The organism is Criblamydia sequanensis CRIB-18, from assembly GCF_000750955.1.
Taxonomy (GTDB): domain Bacteria; phylum Chlamydiota; class Chlamydiia; order Chlamydiales; family Criblamydiaceae; genus Criblamydia; species Criblamydia sequanensis.
The window spans coordinates 50197-70435 of the sequence record NZ_CCEJ010000001.1; the positions used below are offsets into that span (position 1 = coordinate 50197).

The following is a 20239-nucleotide window of genomic DNA, read 5'->3' on the forward strand; positions in this document are numbered from 1 at the left end:
AAAAAAAAAAAAAAAAAAAAAAGCCTCTATGTTTGTATATAAACGTGTTTTTTTCATATTTTTCGATTCCATTTTTTCTTTAATTCTTAAAAAAAAGAGATCTCTTTTCAAAAAATTTTAAGTTTCAGCTACAAAAAAGTGTGAAAACCTCATTTTTATTTTTTGGGCAAAAAAATTTTTTTTGGTGAAATCGATTTATTTGTTTTTTTAAAATATTGATTTTCCCTACACTGTGAGGGTATTTTTAAAATTTTTTTCTTTTTAAAAAAACAAGGCCTTTTGGTCTCAAATAATTTTTATTACAAAAAAATGTTGCACAATATATTCAAAGTCAAATATTGAGTAAATTGTCATGAATCTCTAACACCTTGGAGGAATATAGACATGGCTTTAAAAGATACGATTAAATCATTAAGAGGTTTGCTTGATCAAATCACAGCAGATCTTCCAAAGGCTGAAAATGGCAATAAAGCTGCTTCTCAAAGAGTACGTACTGGTACAGTAAGACTTGAAAAAGTAGCTAAGCTTTATCGCAAAGAGTCTATCAAAAACGAAAAAGGCACTAAAACAACAAAAAGAAAAGCGAGCTCTCCTAAAAAAGCAGCTTCTGCAAAAAAACATGCGGCTCCAAAAGCTCACGCTGCACCTGCAGCTCATGCTAAAAAAGCTACAAAATCCGCTGCTAAAAAACCTGCTGCAAAGAAAAGCGCCGCTAAGAAAGGCTCTTCTCATAAAGCAAAAAAGCACACAACGGCTCATCATCCTAGCGCATTAAGCGTAAGAAAAAGCACAGCCGGAAAGCGTCCAACAGCAAAACTTTCTAGAAAGTCAGCTCGTTAGTCAAGAGATGCGGCAGCTCTTCTTGATAGGTAAGAGCTGCCCTATCTTTCTCTCCTTCCTCTCAAAGCTTCCCTAAAAATTTTGAATAATAAATGAAAGAAAGAAATTCTTTATTCCGAGATGGGCATTAAACGGATAAAAAATTCGGGCAAGCAAAAGTTTATCCACTAGAAGAGAATTCAAATTTTCGATTTGAGAATTAAGATTTTTTAAGCTAACCTAGTTAAGTCCATCTTTTTTTTGTGAATGTTTATGAAAGAAAAAACTTTGCGCCTCGCGTCTGTCTCTATAGATTCTATTGATAAAAAAGGCAATGGAGTCGGGTCCTCTCTTTTAGACGATACAAGAGAAATCGAGGTTGTCGTTCCTTTTGCTATTCCGGGAGATATCATTAGGGCTAAACTTGGAAAAAAGAGGAAGGGCGCTTTTTTTGGCAGCATCGATGAGATTGAAAAAGCTTCCTCAAAAAGACAAGAAGCTCGGTGCAAACATTTTGGCGTTTGCGGTGGATGCAGATGGCAACAGATGCCCTATAGTGAGCAGCTAAAAATAAAAGATGAGCTAGTAAAACAGATTTTTGAGCCTTTGATCAATGATAAAACATGCGTTCATTCGATCATTCCTTGCGACCCTAATTGGGGCTATCGTAATAAAATGGAGTATAGTTTCTCAGAAGATATTAAAGGAAACCGTTACTTAGGACTCATTCAAGATTCTTCTCGGGGAAAAGTATTAAATTTAACAGAGTGCCACTTAGTGCCGCCTTGGTTTACAAATTGCATGCAAGAGGTAAGAGAGTGGTGGAAGAACTCAAATCTTAAAGCTTATCACCCCTATTCAGATAAAGGCTCTCTTAGGACTCTCACCTTGCGAGAAGGTGTGAGACTTGGCGATCGGATGGCTATCTTGACTGTTTCCGGCAACCCTGAGTACGTCTTATCCTCGTCTGATATTGAAGATTTTGTCAATGTCATCATCAATTCTTCTCCTGTCGAAAAAAGAGGCGGCAATTGGAGCATATTCCTTAGAATCCAGCAAGTCGCTAAAGGGATGGCAACAAACTTTTATGAAATGCATCTTTATGGAGCAGACTATATCAGGGAAGTTTTATACCTGAAAGAAATACCCGAACCTTTTCTTTTCCATATTAGCCCAACCGCTTTTTTTCAACCGAGCCTTCTGCAAGCTGAAAAACTTTATAGCCGTGTGATAGAACTTGCAGACATTAAAAAAGATTCTATTGTCTATGATCTTTATTGCGGAACGGGAACTCTTGGAATTATTGCAGCCAAAAGAGCAAAACATGTAGTTGGAATTGAAGTTTGTCCGGAAGCTGCCCTCGATGCCAAAACAAATGCGAAATTAAATGAGATAGACAACACTACTATCTTTTCCGGTGCAGTACGGCATGTTCTTTCCCAAATTAAAGAGGAAGAAAAAATAGGACTGCCGGACATTATCCTAATTGATCCTCCAAGACCTGGCATTGACCCTGTAGCCATGCGGGAAATACTTACCTTGTCTACCGGTAAAATAGTTTATGTCTCATGCAATCCTTATACTCAATTTAATGATGTAAAAGAATTCCTTCAAAATGGATGGAAAATTGAGTCTTTGCAACCTGTTGACCAATTCGCTCAAACACCGCATGTCGAAAACATATGCGTATTATCAAAATAGATTTTTTTTATCTTAGGAGGCATACCCTCTTTTTTCAAATAATAATAAACAAAATAAGACTATGGAATTTACACTTTTAAAAGAAGATAGCTCTTCCAAGGCCCGGCTCGGAAAATTAAAAACAGCTCATAGCGAATTTGAAACTCCTATTTTTATGCCTGTTGGAACAAGAGCTGCTGTCAAAACTTTAACTTCAAAACAGCTTCATGCCCTAGAGGCTCAAATCATCCTTGGAAACACTTATCATCTTATGTTGAAGCCTGGGGCTGAAATTATTGAAAAAGCGGGCGGTCTCCATAAATTTATGAATTGGGATAAATCTATCCTTACCGACTCCGGAGGCTTCCAAGTTTTTTCACTCTCATCCTTAAACCGCGTCACAGATCAAGGCGTCCACTTCCAATCCCACATTGACGGTTCCTCTCATTTCCTAGGTCCAAGAGAAAGCATGGCGATTCAAAAGTCTTTGGGTTCAGATATTGTGATGGCTTTTGATGAGTGTCCCCCTTACCCTTGCAGCCGTATTCAGTTGGAGGAATCTCTTGTTAGGACAGAGAAATGGGCAAGAGTTTGCCGGGATTATACCCTACATCCAAATCAAAATCTTTTTGGAATAGTTCAAGGCGGAATTGAAGCTGATCTTAGACGAGAATCTGCAAAATCTCTAGTCAGTATGGACTTTGATGGGTATGCTATAGGGGGTGTGTCTGTTGGCGAACCTGAAGAATTGATGTACCAGGCAGTAGAAGCTTCCATTCCATTCCTGCCAAAGGAAAAACCGCGTTACTTAATGGGTGTTGGAACGCCTAAAAACATGATAGAGGCCGTGATGCGGGGCATTGATCTTTTTGATTGCGTCATGCCGACAAGAAATGCAAGGAACGGCATGGCCTTCACTTGGGATGGAAAAGTTCAAATTAAAGCTGCTCGATATAAGGAAGACTTTTCACCTCTTGATCCTCACTTGGATAATGAAGTTTCCAGCTATTCAAAGGCTTATATTCGGCATCTTCTTAATGTGGATGAAATCACAGGACTTACCCTTGTCACCATGCAAAACCTATCCTTTTATCTTGATTTGATGAAGAAGATTCGGCAAGCTATCGAGAACAATACCATCGATGAATTATACAAGAAAATCGTATCTCTCTATCCCAATTAAGAAGGTGACTTAAATGAAAAACTTAACTGTCTTTTTTCTCGCTTCCTTTTTTTCTTTTGCTAACTTATCGGCTGAGGATCTTGGCAGCCAACCTCCAACACAGTCGGTTGCCCCGATGATTGTAACTTTCACAATTATTGCTCTTTTCTTTTATTTTGTGGTTCTTAGACCTGAAAAAAAACGTCGAAAAATCATGGAAGATTTACGTAAAAGTTTGAAGAAAGGGGATAAAGTTATAGCGGTTGGCATTGTTGGCACTGTGGATAAAATTGAAGAGGAAACCGTTGTTTTAAAGATGGTTGACGGCTCAAAAATTGAAGTTGTCAAAGCAGCCATTTCAGAGATTCAAAGTCCAAATACAGGTGCTGAAGAAAAACAAGAAGGCTAATTGTGGCAGAAGATAGTGCTTTTTTTAAAAAGTTGCAAAACCATATGGTGGAGCATCAACTAAAGGCAAGAGGCATTAAAGATAGCCGAATTCTCTCTGCTATGGGAGCGATTCCAAGACATTTATTTGTTCCGGAGCCACTAAAAGAGCAGGCCTACGAGGATCATCCTCTTGCTATAGGGTATGGTCAAACTATAAGCCAACCCTATATTGTGGCAAGAATGGCGGAAGCTTCTTTAATAACCCCATCTTGCAAGCTTTTGGAAATCGGTACGGGATCCGGCTATAATGCCGCGGTTCTTTCCGAATTGGCAAAAGTTGTCTACACTATTGAAAGGATAGAGCCTCTTGCAGAAGATGCAAAAAGTCATTTAAAAGAGATTCAAAAATCAAATGTTTTCGTCTTTCTCGGAGATGGATCCTTAGGACTTATCGATAAAGCGCCTTTCGATGTTATTATAGTGACAGCCGCCTCTCCCGAAGCTCCTAAAAGTTTACTTAATCAGCTAGCAAAAGGGGGTAGGCTTGTGATTCCAGTTGGCGATGCTTTGACCCAAAAGCTTCTTCGGTACACAAAAAAAGCGGAAGGGGACTTTGAGGTCGCTGTATTAGATTTTGTTCGTTTTGTGCCCCTGATTGGCAAGGAAGGCTGGACTCTTTAGAGCAATCTTCAAGAGATATCTAACTCTTCTTTTCCAACACGTATCATCTCTTCTAAAATGTCGATAAATGTTTTTTGACCGCTGCCGACAAGCTCAATTGGATTGGTGTATAGGTCAATAAATAAAAGGGAGAGTCCTAAAATGCTTGTGATAATTCTTTTTTCCATTCCTTTTTTGGTGGTAAAAAGAACATGTCTAAAGTAGGCTTTTTCTTCGACCTCATCAAATTGGAAACCGGGTAAAGCAATCGTTCTATTAATAAAGTGAAGAAGGGAGGAAACATCAAAAAGAGCGTGTTCTTTCAACTTTATAGGTAGCTCGCACTCAAATTCTAGAATAAAAGCGAGATTTTCTTCTTCGCCTTTTTCAAGCAATTTTTCACCGAATTCTTGAACTTTCGCTTCAACTTTATAGATGCGCTGTCTGCCTTGAGCATCTTTTCCTAAATCAATTAATAGAAAAGGTTTTGGATGTTCAGGCGTGCTTTCATAAACTTTTGAAGGAAAAGTTTCTTCATCGGCAATCTTGGCCAGAGCCTGCAAAATAGTTAAGTTATTCATGAAAAAAGCTCCCTCACATTCACAAGTTAACATCCTTTAAACACTTCTTTTCTTAATGCCGCCTATAATAGCGCTAAGGTCTTCCCAATCTGCCCCAAAGAAGGATAATTCTTTTGATTCCACAAGATCGCTTAAATCTTTTTTCTCATCTTTACTTCTCTCAACAAGAGATTTAATGTTAAGCCCTGTTGTCTTATAGAGGACGCTGTCTGTCTCCTCATCTATCCCAGTCACTTGATGCAAAGACTTTCCTTCATGGATTTGCATGATGGCTTGAATAAGATTCGGTTTTGCTTGATTTTCCATCGAAGCATCTAATTCACTGAAAAGTAAATTGGCAGTTGGAACCTTGCTTGCAAAGTCTTTAGCTCCGCTTACTCCAAGGGCGACTCTATGCTCTTCTAAGTTTTTAGAAGCATAGGACAGGTTTTCATGTCTTTCTTTAAACTTCTTTTGAATCTCTTGCGCTCTTTTTTCCAGACTCTCTAATATGTCTACCAGCTCTTTTCTTTGTTCGGGTTTTTGACAATCTTTTTTGAGAAGTTCATAAACTTTGGAGCTAATATTAGGTCTTAGTTTTTCAAGATCTTCCGGTTTTAATGAACCGTTCACCTTTGCTGAAACGGCTGTTATTTCAAGCTCGTTTAAAACTTTTTGCAGTTTGATTCGATTAAATTTATAGCGTCTGAACTTATAAATCCCTGATCGGAAGCCTTTTCTTAAACCCCTTAATTTTAAGAATTCTTCCTTAAACCTATTAGGAGCTGTAAAGTAACCGTAAAGAGTTCCGGAAATCATGCTCCCATAGGAGATAGCGCCAAGGAAGATTCCGATGGCGGCGCTTGCGGCCCCCGGGATGCTTAAGACACCTGTCAACGTTAAAATCGTCCCCACAATTGAAAACATGGCACTAAAAAATCCAATGACCCCTGTGACAATAGATTTGGCGAAGTAAAAAAGCTGATAGCGCGATTCGATCTTTTGCTTTACCTCGCTCATGGTCTTAAGCCCATTTCGAATACTTGCAGATAGGGTATCTAAGTGCCGTGCATGCCCTTTTAATAAAGGAGTTCTAGTGGATAAGATCCTTTTAAGCTCGCCCATAGCTTCTTTCCATTCTGTAAGATCTAAATCCCGTCCTTCTAAAGCAATTCTAAGCAACCTCGCTCTTTCCCAATCCTCATCGGAAAGTGAGTTGTCGGCCAGCCTTTTGTCTAATTGATCGTGGATCGATTCCAGGAGGTCCAAATCTTCTAACTCTTCTTTAAAGAGCTCAAAATTATGGCGATAATCATTTTTGGTTAGCAGGTTTTGAGAGTGATCCACTTTTTCAGTTAAAGAAACAAGATCCCTTTCACTAGTTAAAATACTTAAAAGACCCGAATAAGCTTTGCCTAGAGCTATTTCATTTTCTTCATTGGTTCTATCAGTCTCGAAAGCTTTATCGACTTCATTTAAAAATTCTAACTCGGGATCCGGCCCATCAGGAGTTTCGTTTTTTCTCTTTATGCCTTCTTCTAAAACTTTTTGAAGAGCTTTTAAATTAGGGTCGTTTTGAGACCCTTGTTCGATTTTTTCTTGAAGGGATTCAAGAATCCCAAGCTCTCTTATTTTTAAAAGAAGCGCATCAAAATCCTTATAGGAGGTTTTGTCTTTAGCAAGGTCGTTTTCTATTTGATCCGTAAGTCCTTTTAAGGCCGTCTCAAAGCCTTGCCTTGCTTGATCTTCTTTCGAAAGAGCCGCTTTTTTTCTCCTTTCAATCATCGCTTCGAGCTCAAAAACTCGAGCCATTTTTTGGATATAGGCATGATCGATGTCATCTTGAAAGGTTTTATCTTGGGTTAAGTGAGAGATGAGATCTTCCCGTCTATAAACAATGTAGGAGAGACACTCTTCTGTTAATAGGTCTTTTCTTTCACTAAGGACAGTTTCAAAAAGTTCGAAAGGACTTAGCCTATCTCTTCTTTCGATAAAAGATTCGAAAGTCTCTAGTTCTTCACCAAGAAGTGAAGGACTTTCCTCCGGAATCATATCATTGGAAGCTTTATCTAAAAGATCGATAAAGGTTAGAATTCTTTCCCTTTCATCAGCGCTTAAAGCGGGTTTTTTCGCTTCCATATACCCTAGAAGTTGAGCTTTAGGCGGTATTAATTGAATTTCGACCTTTTCAAAATTTGCCACTACTTCTTCTAAGGGAACTCCTGATCTAAGTTCTTCTAGCCGCTTATTTCTAAATTGTTCGCCAACATGATGCACATACTTAAGCCATAGAGCGTCATTAAATTTCTCATTGGAAAGTTTTTTTAATAATTCTTCTTTAAGAGGGTCTCCTTTCATATGCTTAAGGTCTAAATCCTCAATGGAAATCCCTCTTTCCTTTAAATAATCAGAAATATCTTTATCGTCCGTTCCCTCTATTCTTACGAATTCTTTTAAGCCTTCTATAAACTTAAGTTTATGCTGAGTTTCAAGAGAAGGCGATCTAAAGGCTTCAATGCTGCCGCCAATTAAAGAACGCTTTTGCCATTGGCTATAGATCGATTGTGGAATAAATATAAGGTCCATTGCAGATGAAACAACCCCTAAACTTGATTCGACCAAAGGTAGTTTCTTAAAATAATCTAAACCTTTAGCTGTATAGTCTAAGCCCGTTTGAATCATGGAGGGGATTTCTGAAATAAAATTACTAAATGTTTTCAATTCTGTTAACCGAACCTTGTTTCTTAAGCGATCGGCTTCTGCATCCAAGGTGGAAAATTCATCAAGGAGGTCTATTTCCTCGTTAACAAAAGCCTCCTTATCATTTTCATACAAATCAACGGAAGAAAAACTTGTTATCTTACCGGGAGCTAAGTCAACAGGGGTTGGAAAAACAAGGCTTTCAGGCTTTCCCTCTCTAACAGTTTCCACAATGGATTGAGAAGAAGGGGGAGGAATAAACCCATAGTCAGGAAAATCACTTGCTGGTTTTATATTTCCTTTTTCAAGAGGACCGGGATTATTAGTCTGCATTTGTACCCTTTGTTTACCGCCGATTTTTATTATTTTATTTTAGGGAAGGTTCTTTCCTTCGAAGTTCAATTATTTTTGCCTTCCAATAAGCAAGATAAGCAATAAATCCCTCTATTTCAGATTCCAGGGTTTTTAAATTGAAAGTCTCGTTTTCCAGACGTAAAAATAATACAAGTGATTTAGTATGAGGATCATATCCAAATGTGGCTTTACCGGTTTCATTTCCGAACAAATTGCCTTCGAGGGCTGATACCAAAAGATCCTCCCCTTCTTTACCTTTAGGGATGACCTGGACTATGGAGTAGATAAAGATAAAACGTTGATCCAGGGATTCTTCAAAAGAGATGATGAATTCATCGTTTACTCTAAGCGTTGTGATGCCAAGATCATTTTTTGAGAGAGTTTCGCCATACTTTTTACCGTATTCAAAAAGCACATCTCCAAGTTTCATAAACAATCCTTGTTTATTTACACCTTAACATTATTTTAAATTGTTTAGTTTATACAAGTCAAATTTATTGTTGGTTAAAAAATAATTAAGATTAATTAAATATTAACAAACATAAATTGACTGTTTGAAAGGGTTTTACTCTTGATTTGAAGATTTAGCGACTCTAAAGCCTGTAAATTGATCGGTGTATTCGGGAAAAAGCGGCATCCTTTCAGCAACTCTCACCCCGTCCTGGAAACTTGCATAACACCCGCCCTTTGCCACTTTATACATGCCTTTAGCTTTCCCTTTAGGGTTGATTTCACCTTCTTTGGGCGGGTTTTCACTATACCAATCTGCTGTCCATTCCCAAACATTGCCGCTCATGTCATAAGCACCTGAAGGGCTTTTAGCAAGCGTTGTTTTAACTTGCTCCAAATCGTTTGGATTAAGGGGCAGAAGATTTAAGCCATTGTAAAAGCCGACAGGCGTCGTTAATACGCTGCTCTCGTTTTTGAAAGGAGTATTAGAGTAGTTATAATTGCCAAGGCTTCGGTCGATATTATTTTTTTCAAAGCCGAATCGGTATTTTACGACAAAATCTTGATTGTAAGTGACGCTTGCAGCTTTCTCCCATTCAGCCTCTGTTGGCAGCCTTGTTTGATTGTCCTTTGCATAAAAATTTGCTCCAAACCAGGAAACATGAATTACGGGGTAAGAACTTTTTCCTGGAATAGGCTGAAAGGGTGCGTCTTGATTTTTTGAGAAGGTTATTTGGCTTGTAGGCTCGCTTTCAAGGGTTTTGAAAAGCAATTTCGCTTCTTTGTCAAAGATTAAACCATTTTCAATGGTAATGGCATTTTCTTTAAAAGCCTTATTCAAAAAAGCGGCGTACTCGCCGTTTGTAACTTCAAAGACGTTAATCAAAAATGAGTCCACTTCGACAAGTGTCGGCGGCCAAGTATTGCCTTTATTATCGTTAAAGGTGTCTCCAAGCTGAAAAGTTCCCCCTTGAACCTCAACAAATTTGGGGGAGTTTATAGCAATGGCTTCTTGGGCAGCCGGAAGCTCTTTTTTCGCTTCCTGGCGTTTGGACAATCTATTTATAGCTTCTTCACCATATTCTCCGCGGATTTCTTCGGTGGAATTTGCCCTAATGGACACCTCTTTAATAGAAGGCGATTCTTTAGGGTTTGAGCCTTCAAGCGGCAAAAATAAAACCCTCCAGTTACCCTCAGGCAAGAAAATCGTTTTAATTCCATTGTTGACCCATTCTTCACGCGACCCTTGACCGCTTTTCAAAGGATCGAGATGAACCTTAAAGCTCGGCGCATTAGAGGATAAGGTCAGTTTTCCGGCAAGCTCGTATTCCTTATGTATATTTTCTTCTTGTGTCCTAAAGCGAGAGAGGGAAAAACGTTCGGGATTCGGAGGAATATAGGCATTTTTGTCATTGGATGAAAATGTAAGGAGGTAGTTGCCAGGCAAGAGCTCTTGGAATTGGAATGAGGCCCCTTTTCCGAAAAAAGTTTTGCCGGAATCCTCATTTTTTAAGGCATATTCCGCATCATTTATATTTGTGGATACATTGACTTGATGAGCCCCTTTAAGGACCGGCCTAAGTGTCGGGTTGTTATTCGCCTGAAGCTCCACTTGAATTGGGGGAATGGGTTTAATATAAGGAGGCGCTCGAAAATTTACAGTATAAGACCCAAGAGGGAGCGCCGGGCTTACATAGTGAACCAAACCATCTTTTGGTGTAATGTGTTGGATGGTTGGGGATTTTGTTTCATTGCCTTCAATAAAAAGAGTCACCCCATCCCCTTTAGGTATTTCTAATTCTACTGAAATAGTCCCCAAAATTTTCCTGTAAATAAGATCAAAAGTAGAGGTATCTCCTCCTTGAAGGTTAATAGGGTTTTTAGGAAATACTTTTAGCTCATAAGTTGGGAAATCCTGAGCCCTTATTATAAACCCCGGCCCGCTTGGAACCTGAATGTCTGTTACGCTTCCCTGCCCTGAATAAATTCTTTGGCCTTCTTGAAAAATGGTCCAGCGAGCTTCTTCTAAATTGCTTCTCACATTCAGAAAAGAGGGCTCTTGATAAAAAGCATCTCTAAAAGGGTAGTAGTAAATGGTATTTTCCTGGCGTCCCGGAATAAAAATTTGAGCGATTTCTTTATTTTCATTCTCTTTTTCTGTCGGATTGTTTTCAGTGAATGCCATCTCCCGTTGTTTGATTTCTTGTTCTATTTTAACAATCCCGTTTGGAGGAAGTGAAAGAGTTCTTTTGGGGACTTCTTCAAAAAAATGATCTGAATTCGGGTAGAGAAATTCCAGATGATAGCGGCCAGGAGGGAGGTTTTCAATTAATACGATTCTTTTTCCCTTTTCGGGATCATCGACAAAGCTTTGGTTTCTTGGAAATAGTTTTCTTTCGTAGAGTTCATTGACAAGCCAAAAGCGAACCCGATCTATTCTTGATCCCTCTTTTCCGGTGCCATAAGAGACGACAACTGTCCCGCCTCTATTTTCATCGACGGTATTAAAACTTTCCGAAAAAAGCGGTGATATTAATAGAAGCCAATAAACAAGGTGTTTTAGAAAGTTGCCCAAGAACATCTGAAATTCCGAAAAAAAAGTGTAAGATCTTTTTATAGCAAATCTTATAAATAAGATTACAAATTCATTTTCGTTTTGGGATAATTTTTTTTTAAATAGGGAGTTTTCTAAGCTTTTAAACCTCTGATTGAGAAGAAATCTACGGATGGTTTTGTCTTGCGCTTAAGATGCTTTCAACTAAGCTTTAGCAATCTAACTTACGTTAAGCTCCATTAACCTGCAGGCGAGATTTGGAAGTCTAAGGTTAACGCTTTGCAATGAAAATTGAATAGAGTTTCGAAAGAAGTCTAATATTTAAAAATTATCTTGTGACTTCATCAAAGATAACCCCGTCAGAGTTAATGCCTTTGTAGTTTCTTACACATCCTTTCAAGGTCACTAAGAAAAAATGTCTTTCGGGAAGGGATTTTGCAATCCACCAACGAGGCTCTTTTGTTTTGGGAAGCCTCGGTTTTTTTACTCCCCAAGCACCATCTCCAAGATAAATGACGCCTTTATTTTGATCGATTTGGCCTTCATAAATCGGATGAGATCTTTTATAGCCATGGTCATGGTGTTCAAAAGCTGCATTTAGATGGTATTTTTCAAAGAGAGGAACCCAATTCGCTCTAATTTCCTTACTGACCTTATATTCGAATTTTCGAATAGAGGGCCATGCCGGAACGTGGTAAACGGCAAATTTATGGGGGACGCAAATTCGATCTTTTAAGGATTGCTCAAGCCATTCGGTTTGTTCGCCTGAGATATCAAAGGTGTGGCCTGAATCCAGAATGATTAAGCTTAAATAATTGCCGAAATCAAGGGTATAATTTGTTGATCCATTGGGTGTGGCAAAAAAGGCATAGTAAAAAACAGCCTCAGCTTTTGATTGACCATATCGACCGATGACCTCGTGGTTTCCAATGGCTGTAACCATAGGAATAAGGTACCCTTCTTTTGTGATCATCGTTTCTTTCCAGGCTTTTAAGAAATCGACCCATTTTTCGAATTCTTCCTTGAAATGACCGACTTTTGGGGCAGAATAAGCCAAATCTCCGCCTAAAATAGCAAAAGATGGGGAGTTTGAAGCGGCCGCTCTTTGAGTTTCTCTTACAACTTCGATATCGTCATGGTACATATCCCCCCCGACGACAAACTTTATCGGAGTTGCAAGCGAGTTCGGGAGGGTTTTAAAAAGGTAGGTCTCTTTATCATCGATGGTGAACTCATAAACCGTATTGGGTGTAAGCCCTTTAATTTCAACATAATGAATAACATACGGAAGATCGTAGGGCATCTTTATTTCTTGAACAAGAGCCCCTTTCCAAATAAGTTTATTGACTTCCCTATATTCTAGATGGCTATTTCTATCTTCTTTTTTTGTAAGCCATTTGATGTTCATAGTCGTTGATGGATCTTTATGCCAGGAAAGCCAAAGCCCTATCGGGGTGTCGCTTTCGTTTGCAAACGAAAAAGCATTACCCCAAAAGAAAGAGAGACTTACTAAAAAAATTACCAATTTTGACTTGAACATCATGAAATTAGAGCCTCTTTACCTTGCCTTTTCTTCTTTTAGTATTTTAAGAGAGAGACTTTCCAGTAAATGAGTCGTGTTTTCAATAAAAGAGTTAAATTGTTTAGGCGGCATCTCTTTTTGTGAAACAAGTGAAAGCTCAAAAATTTGTTTAGCAATTGCTTTAGCGAGCTCCGGCTCTTTTTCGCTTAATTGATCAACCGTCAGAACAAGCGGGTTATTAGTGTTAATAACAAAGGTTCGCTTTTGCATCAAAGAATCAATTTTATCCTCAAAAGCGCCATTATTAAAGGTGGCCATATAGTCTCTAAGACGTCTTTCTTCCTCACTCATCACAAGAAAGCCCGGGAGTTTGTCGCCCGCTAAACTTGTGGCTACCACTTCTAATTTATCGTCTTCTCCTAAAAGATTTTTAAATAGGGAAGAGAGCTTTGTCGATTGGGAGACACCGCTTTCGTCTAGAATCGATTTTTCACGGGAGCGATCGATTAAATCTTCATGGATCAAGGCGTCGACTCTTTCAAACTTAACCCCTGAATTTTTTCGCTCTAGCGTTTGCATTAAGGGTAAATCAAGGGGGCTTGATGAAATTAGGACTTCGATGCCTTTTTCACGATATAAATCGACAAGATGCGAAGAGGCTTCTTCGCCGCGTAAATAGAAGACTTTATTTTTATAAGTTTCTTTATATCTGGATAGATAATCATCAAAGGTTATCCACTCGTTTTTAAGGGTTTTAAAAATTAAAGCCTCTTTAACTCTATCATAAAATTTATCGTCTTCCAGGATCCCGAGTTTGAGCATAATTGAGATATCATCCCAGGCCGATATAAACTTATCTTTCTTATTCTTAAAGAGCTGTATTAGACTGTCGGCCACTTTCTTTGAAATATGAGCTCCGAGTTGCTTTACGGTTCGGTCAATTTGAAGAGAGCTTCTTGAAACGTTTAAAGGAATGTCCGGGCTGTCAATCACCCCTTTTAAGGTCATAAGATAGTTTGGCAAAATGTCCTTGCAACTATCGGCTACAAAAACCCTATTGCAGTAGAGGGCAATATGACTTTTTGTGAGATCACTGTCTCTTTTAAAACGTGGAAAGTAAAGGATTCCTTTTAAATGAAAGGGATAATCCACATTAAGGTGAAGCCAGAATAAAGGCTCTTCTTCAAAAGGGTACAGGTAACGGAAGAAGTCGAGATAATCGGAATCACTTAATGAAGAAGCAGACTTAATCCAGAGAGGTTCCTTCTCGTTGGTTCTCTTGCCATCTAAGTAAATAGCATAAGGAAGAAACCGACAGTAGCGGTCTAAAACTTCGCTAAAAAAAGTCTCCTCCAGGAATTCAAGATGCTCTTCATCAAGATAAAGGGTGATCTCAGTCCCGCGGTCCTTTTTTTCACTTTGCTTAAGTTCATATTGCGAGGAGCCATCGCATTCCCAAAAAGCACCTAAACTGCCAGGTAAATAAGAAAGAGTATTGATTTCTACTTTTTTCGCGACCATATATGAAGAGTAAAAGCCAAGTCCAAAGTGGCCGATAATCGCTTCGCTTTCTTGATTTGCTTCATATTGTTTTACAAAATCTTCCGCGCCTGAAAAAGCAATTTGCGAGATATAGCGGTCTACTTCATCCAGAGTCATCCCAATGCCATTATCTTTAAAGGTAATGGTTTTATTTTCTTTGTTAAGGACGATTTCAATTTTAAGCTCATCTGATCCCGATAGATCAGCTTTTCCCTGATCTTTCAAAATCTTTAATTTTTGCAGCGCATCGCAAGCGTTGGACACAAGCTCCCGCACAAAAATATCACGGCTTGAATAAAGCCAGCGTTTGATGATGGGTAGTATATTTTCGCTATGAATCTGAAGATTTTTCTTTGTCATTTTGGAGGCCATTTTTAAGTTAATACTGTCCATGAGTTGAAAAAATTAGTATCTAATTATAACCTGTTTGCCCAATAAAATCATACACCAAATGGAAAGAGCAAGTCATAGTGGAAAATGGAACCGCTTCCAAGTTCAAGTAAAACAACCTCTCTGTCACCGGCTGACCTTTGAGGGACAAAAGGAATTTTTAAAATCTCTGTTTGACCCTCTTTTGATACGACTTTATAAATTGAAACATAGAGACCCATATTTATAATGATGTCTTTAAGAGCTTCAATGCTTAAGTCATTCCGCGTATTTTTTTGAAGAAGATCAAAAAGAAGTTTATCTACAGCTGGGTGGGCTTTTTTTAAGTCATAAAGGGAAGTTCTTGCCGTTAGCCCAATTCCGCTTAAGTGAGGCAAAGCTTGGCTAACCTCTAAAATAGGAGCATTTACAAGTCTCATACCAGCTTGAAGGGCTTTTTCAAGGTTATGGCAAAAAGCCGGTTTTTCTCTTATTTCGCCTTCCTCTTCCTCCTCCAATGGTTTAGGGTTGAGCACTTCCCCATGAACGCATAACGGAAGAATCCACCATTTTTTTCTCTCAAAAGGAAGGGTTGTTTCAATAATTGAGTCTCTTATAATTTCAGAATTAAGATGAGACTTTAAAAGGAAATTTTCTATTTTCTTTTGTTCTTTCTCTTCTAAAGCTCTCTCTTCTGCAAGCTCGTTTAAAGATTTTCCAACTTTTTCTTTCCCTTTTGCTGGTCTGCTTGGAGCGGCTCCCTCATTTAGGGTGCTTTCAGAATCGCTTTCATTTAATCCGAAAAGGCTTTCTTCCAGGGGATCACTGATAGAAACTCTATCAAAGGTCGGCTCGTAATCATCTTGTTGTCTTTGAGGGAAAAAACTCTCCCGTCTGACTTGGCCTAACGTCATAAGAGCTTCTTGAGCTTCCAGCTCTAAATCTTCTTGAGGGTTTTCCTCAAGCGCGAGGTCTTCCTCAACCCCTTCGCTTGGCTCGACCAAAAGAGGGTTTTTTTCCTGGATTTTTTTAAGGTAAAGATTTTTGCCGGATTCTATTTCCTTGTTAAAGAAGGCTTTAAGATTTTGTCTGACTCTTTTTTTAGTTCCCTTGTAGAAAGGAAAATTTAATGATTTGTAAAGCCCATGATATAATTTCATGAAAAGTTCGGGAAGGTTTTCACTTGTAAGCTCGTTCAAATAATAGCCTTCAAAGGTTTCTTTTTTGGAACGATGCCATAAGATTCTTTTACCGACAGGAGGGATATCAAATTCATAAAGTACGATAAATTCTTTAAGGGAATTCAAACGGTTGATTCGGGACATGCTTTGCTCTACTTCGGCACTTCTAAAATCCCCACAAAAAAAGTAGGCAAAGGAGCCATTTTTGGAAATATTATAGGCAAGACCCGAGGATTGTATTAGAAGAATAAGGGCACGCCTTTCTCCTTTTTTCATCTCTCTTTCAAAACCATCTATAATGATTTTTCGGTATTCGGCCTCATCCTCGCCTGTGATAATGTGGGCTTCTGCATCAAATAAGCCTGAAACCAAGTTTTTAAAAGCATAACCTATGGCTTTCTCATCTACAAAGAAAACCACCCCCTTTTCAAGCTTTTTTGAAAACTCTCCATTATAATAGTCTTCATTAGCAAGATCAAAAATTTCTGTAAGAAGGGCGCTTTCTTTTGCGAATTCTAAGAGCTCTCCTTGCGATTTCCTTGAAAGATTGGCCGATAATCGATTCCTTTCTTCCAGCTCAACTTTCATTTTTGGATGAAAGGCCACTCGCCAAATTCTTTTCACATAGGCAATAAAAAACTTAAGAGAGCCATCTATGGATTTAACTTTTGATTTGAGCTTTTCGTGATAAGTTTTTTCGATTTCATTGATGCAGTTTTTTTGCTCTTCAAAGTGTTCCAATGAGGGGGTAATCATAGACGGTATGATTTTTGGAAGTTTTTCTTCATAGCGTTTGACTACTTCTTCTCTTGTCACTCGAATAGACACAGCGTTTAGAGTCGTTTTGAAAGATTCGGAAAGAGAAAACAGGGCGAGAAGTTCTTTAAAGAGATCTTCTTTGGCATCTTTCTTTTTACTAGGCTTTTCAAAATAAGACGAAAGCTTAGTTAGAAATCTGCGTTTCTTAATTTCCAATTGGTTTGCGATAGCCACCATGCTCAAAATTTCAGGGCTTTGGTTTCTTTGCCTTTGGGGCGCAAAAAGATTTAAGTAAGTCGTTAATTCGGAAACGTCATTGATAAATGGCGTCCCTGTAGAGAGCAGCACGAAAGGTCTTGAAAACTTCTCTTTCGTTGAAAGAATTAATTCGTTTACCAATTTGTAGTGTTTGGTTGTTGCGTTGGCAATTTTTTGGGCCTCATCGACTCCAATGGCTTGCCAAGGCATATCAGCAAGTCCAAGCTCTTTTTTATCAAGAGTTTCAAGATTTAAGAACACAATGCAGCTTTTTTCAGAAAGCTCAGCGCGCTTTTTTGAAAAGCAATAATTTTTTTCCCAAGTCGGTTTATCTATAAAATCATTGAAAATATCAAAAGAGATTAGCGTATAGCACTTATTCCCAAAGCATTTTTCAAAAATATCAGGGTCGTTATCCAATTGAAGATTAGATGGCTCCAAAATATGGCTGTAATGGTTATCTCTTGAAAGTTTTAAAATGGAATTTTTATAAGCTTCCAGTTTATCCAAACTCGACCCAATTAATGCGAGAGTCTCTTTTAATGCGACTAGTTTATAATCTAGAACTTGCTTCTCTTTTTTTGTTTTTTCTGAAAGAGCGACTCGCAAAGACTCGATAAGGGCAACTCTTTCTTCCCCCTCTTTAATCTCTTTTTCAATTTGAACTTTTTTTAGGCTATAGGAAGAAATTTGTTTTTGAACACAAGAGAAGAAGACTTTCGAGGATAAAAAGCCATCGAGAGCTAACTCTTCAAATGTAAAAGAAGGCAAGGTTTTAATGATCTCATCTAATAAATCAAGGATTGATTCAGAGAAGCTTCTTTGAAATTCCTGGATAGATTGCAAAACAGTGGCAATCGGTCCTAAATAAAGAATAGGGCCTGGTGTCTCCTTTAAAAGGTACATGAAAAACTCCGCCATCATACGGGTTTTCCCAAGGCCGGGTTGAGGAGCTAAAAGGACGCCCGGAATACCCCTTTGATGCAGATCAATCATTTTCGAAACGCAAATCTGCTGATAAAGCTTTAAGCATCTTTGAAAGTAGGATACTTCCCCTAAATCGCTTGGGCTTAATCTTAAAATTTCAGAAAGCGTATTGTGGAGGGGGCTTGGAAGATTAGATCCTGAGACGGCTTCTCTAAACTGTTGTTTATGGATTATCTTTCTAGTGTCTTGGATGACGGGAAAATTCAAAAAATCTAAAAGTTCGCATTTAAACTTGTCTTTAAAAGTATCTATATCCGTGTAATTCATAAAAAGCAATTTGGTTCGCCCTTTTTTGCTTCTTTTTGTCTGAGGCTCATAATCAGTTTCGCAAGTTCTGTCAGATTCACTTGCAGCGCCAAGACCATTCTCTTTGGATCTTAAAACAATAAAAGGGATAACGTTACCGTCTTCTTGGAATTTAAACTGCGATCGATCTAAGGCAAGTTTAAATTGAACTTTTTGCTCAAGGTTGAGAAACCCGCTTTGTACGTCAACTATGGAAGCATCCTCACATAAATGGGAAAGAATTTTCTGAGAAAGATCATTTTGAGAAATGAAGGAGACAGGCCAAAAACCGTTTTGAAAATAAAGGGTGCTTGCTACACATTCCATGCCGTTCTTATTTGATTTTAATAGAATTACCGGCTGTTTTTTTTGGAACCCTTGTTTTAAATTTATAAATTTCAAAGGATTTTCCTGAATCCAGGATAAGATATTCCTTCTTAGGCCATGAAGCATTTCAATATTTGATTTAGAGACCAATCTGTCTTCAAGGTCTTCATCTATGGCTTCCTCTTCACTTTCTTCTTCATCAATACCGCTAAGAAGGGCTTTAAATTTTCTTGAATTGATGAATTCTAAATTATCTCTTGCGGAAACTTTAACCCAGGGTATTGCCTTTGTTATAAAATGCATGAAGCAGCTTTCAATTATTTTAAAAGCCCCTTCTTCATAGCTTGCGAAGCACTCTTCCAGTCTCGAAAATAAAGTTTGCACCACTTTTTGATCTAAGCTAAAGGGGGCAACCTTAAACTCACCGCTTTCAAAGTTGTCTCTAAAGCATATTTGAATGGCTTCTTTTTCTTCTTCAAACCATGTTAAAGTCAGGCCGACAAGCTCTTTATAACAAGATTGAATGGTATCGAGGGTGATTTCAGAGGCTTGCTTTAATAATTTTGTTAACGCGATAGGTTTTGTTCTTCCACTCAATACCTCTAAGCCAGAATATCTAGTGGCAGGTATTCTTTTGGTACGCTTTCTTTTTCTTGTAAGAGCTGCCGGAATAAGCTGAACAGGATCGCTGTTTGTTAGAGAAGTGCCAATAGAATCAAGGGTTTCAAGCTCCCATTTTAATATGGAAGCAATCATCTCTTCTTCAGTACCCTCTCTTTTAAAATAGGTAGAGAGCTCAAGGGCAAGAGATGAAGCAAAAACATTGGTAGCATCGTAGAGTTTAAGAGAACAGATTGAACTATCTGCAGAGTCTAAGCTTTCTCTAAAAACCGAAGTCATATTTTTTAGAATTTTAATTAATTCTATTTGGTGCGAATTTTTGACAGGCTGTTCATCCAAGCGCTCAATTTTTGAAACCATTTCTTTGAGCTGTATTAGAATCGATCCGTAGTGTGTTCCGTTTTTTAAGCCAAGAATAAGATTGGACAAGGATTTGGAAATATAATTTAATGCTACAAGATTGCTATCCAAAGAGAGATTTGCATGAAAAATTGCAGATCCGAAAAAAGAAAATTGCGAATGATTATTTATGTTTTGAAGGATAAAACCATAGATCGCTCTTACAAAATTTTGTTTTAATATGATGTCCCCGCTATAGGGCACTTTTGTAAAGCAAAGGCCGTAAAAGATAAGAATTTCTAATGGAGGGGAGGGTTCCTGGCTAACTATTTCATTTAGCGTATAAAGCGCTTCAATAAAGGAGTGTGTTGCCATTAAAGAGTGGGCTTTAAGTAATTTTATGTACTTGCTATGCCCAAAGGATTCAAGGTTATGCAAGATCGCAAATCCTTTATGAACTTTATTATTTAAAAAATAGGCGATGCCAAGGCTTGCAAGAATTTCCAAATCAGATGAATTTGAGCTATCTTTAAATGTTTTGATGTAATCAAGAGCATTTTTGTACTGAAACTTGACAAGAAAATTATTGAATTTTTGAGAGCTGAACTGAGGCCTTGTTCTCTCAATATCCATAGGGGTTGAAAGAGTGTCTGGAACAAATTGTTCAGGATAAATTTGAGGTAAGGGGTCACCTGAGGGGAAAGTGCATTGCATAGGATT

11 protein-coding genes and 1 pseudogene are annotated in these 20239 nt (G+C 38.2%); 5 read left to right on the top strand and 7 right to left on the bottom strand.

The window, feature by feature from the left end:
• Positions 1–384: 384 nt before the first annotated feature.
• The 5 genes and pseudogenes from hctA to CSEC_RS00250 all read left to right on the top strand — a co-directional run.
• Positions 385–744 (top strand): annotated as a pseudogene (gene hctA, locus CSEC_RS00230) (histone H1-like protein HctA); the annotation flags it as partial.
• Positions 745–1092: 348 nt separating this feature from the next.
• The gene (rlmD, locus tag CSEC_RS00235) at positions 1093–2520 is read left to right on the top strand and encodes a 23S rRNA (uracil(1939)-C(5))-methyltransferase RlmD (protein WP_041016678.1); all 1428 of its coding nucleotides are present in this window, start codon (positions 1093–1095) and stop codon (positions 2518–2520) included.
• A gap of 61 nt (positions 2521–2581) precedes the next feature.
• Positions 2582–3682, top strand: a complete 1101-nt coding sequence (gene tgt, locus CSEC_RS00240) for a tRNA guanosine(34) transglycosylase Tgt (protein ID WP_041016417.1) — start codon at positions 2582–2584, stop codon at positions 3680–3682.
• 13 nt (positions 3683–3695) lie between these two features.
• Positions 3696–4070, top strand: coding sequence for a preprotein translocase subunit YajC (yajC, locus tag CSEC_RS00245; protein WP_041016418.1), 375 nt, complete (start codon positions 3696–3698; stop codon positions 4068–4070).
• 2 nt (positions 4071–4072) lie between these two features.
• Positions 4073–4732, top strand: coding sequence for a protein-L-isoaspartate(D-aspartate) O-methyltransferase (locus CSEC_RS00250; RefSeq protein ID WP_041016419.1), 660 nt, complete (start codon positions 4073–4075; stop codon positions 4730–4732).
• An 8-nt stretch (positions 4733–4740) separates the two neighbouring features.
• On the opposite strand, the gene CSEC_RS00255 is transcribed toward CSEC_RS00250, so the two are convergent.
• From CSEC_RS00255 to CSEC_RS00285, 7 genes are all read right to left on the bottom strand, one after another.
• Entirely contained in the window at positions 4741–5292 is a 552-nt protein-coding gene (locus CSEC_RS00255) for a type III secretion system chaperone family protein (protein WP_154017586.1), read from the bottom strand.
• A gap of 36 nt (positions 5293–5328) precedes the next feature.
• On the bottom strand, positions 5329–8304 hold the full coding sequence (locus tag CSEC_RS00260) for a hypothetical protein (protein WP_041016421.1): 2976 nt from the start codon (positions 8302–8304) through the stop codon (positions 5329–5331).
• A gap of 34 nt (positions 8305–8338) precedes the next feature.
• A complete protein-coding gene (locus CSEC_RS00265) occupies positions 8339–8755 on the bottom strand; it encodes a type III secretion system chaperone (RefSeq protein WP_041016679.1) in 417 nt (138 codons plus the stop codon).
• A 135-nt stretch (positions 8756–8890) separates the two neighbouring features.
• A complete protein-coding gene (locus CSEC_RS00270; RefSeq protein ID WP_041016422.1) occupies positions 8891–11356 on the bottom strand; it encodes a formylglycine-generating enzyme family protein in 2466 nt (821 codons plus the stop codon).
• A gap of 301 nt (positions 11357–11657) precedes the next feature.
• Positions 11658–12872: a purple acid phosphatase family protein gene (locus CSEC_RS00275; protein WP_079977912.1), complete on the bottom strand. Its 1215-nt coding sequence runs from the start codon at positions 12870–12872 to the stop codon at positions 11658–11660.
• A gap of 15 nt (positions 12873–12887) precedes the next feature.
• Positions 12888–14753: a molecular chaperone HtpG gene (gene htpG, locus CSEC_RS00280; RefSeq protein WP_041016681.1), complete on the bottom strand. Its 1866-nt coding sequence runs from the start codon at positions 14751–14753 to the stop codon at positions 12888–12890.
• Positions 14754–14833: 80 nt separating this feature from the next.
• Entirely contained in the window at positions 14834–20233 is a 5400-nt protein-coding gene (locus CSEC_RS00285) for an SNF2-related protein (protein ID WP_041016423.1), read from the bottom strand.
• Positions 20234–20239: the final 6 nt, after the last annotated feature.